General features: G+C 60.4%; 1 protein-coding gene. It reads left to right on the top strand.

Features of this window, described 5'->3' with window-relative positions:
• On the top strand, window positions 1–508 hold a 508-nt coding region (locus tag ABE528_RS27330), incomplete at both ends, for an RHS repeat domain-containing protein (RefSeq protein ID WP_346654635.1).

Raw genomic sequence — 508 nt, 5'->3', positions numbered from 1 at the left:
CGATGCCATCGGCCGGTTGATGGCCAAGGTCAACCGCGATGCGCGGCAAGCCTTCGCCTACGACGATGCTGACCGCTTGCTGAGCATTCAGCGCCAGCCGACGCCTACAGGCAAGCAGCTGGGTATCACCGACGAAGAGCTCGGTTACAGCTATGACCTGCTAGGTCGACTGACACAGGAACTGAGCCCAAGTGGCGCACTGGACTATGAGTACGATGCCCTCAGCAACCTGACCACGCTGACCTTGCCGGATGGCCGCAAGGTCAATCACCTGTACTACGGCAGCGGGCACCTGCACCAGTTGAATCTGGATGGTCAGGTGATCAGCGACATGGAGCGCGACGACCTGCACCGCGAGGTCTACAGGACTCAGGGCAAGCTCACCAGTTGCTTTGGTTACGACGCCATGGGGCGCAAGGCCTGGCAGTTTGCCTCGACCTTGCCCGCGGACAAGCTTTCACAGGTGCACAACACCGGTATCAATACCTCGCTGCTGGTGGAGCATGCC

This window comes from Pseudomonas sp. TWI628, assembly GCF_039673865.1.
Lineage (GTDB): Bacteria > Pseudomonadota > Gammaproteobacteria > Pseudomonadales > Pseudomonadaceae > Aquipseudomonas.
This window is presented reverse-complemented; position numbering and strand designations above follow the sequence as displayed.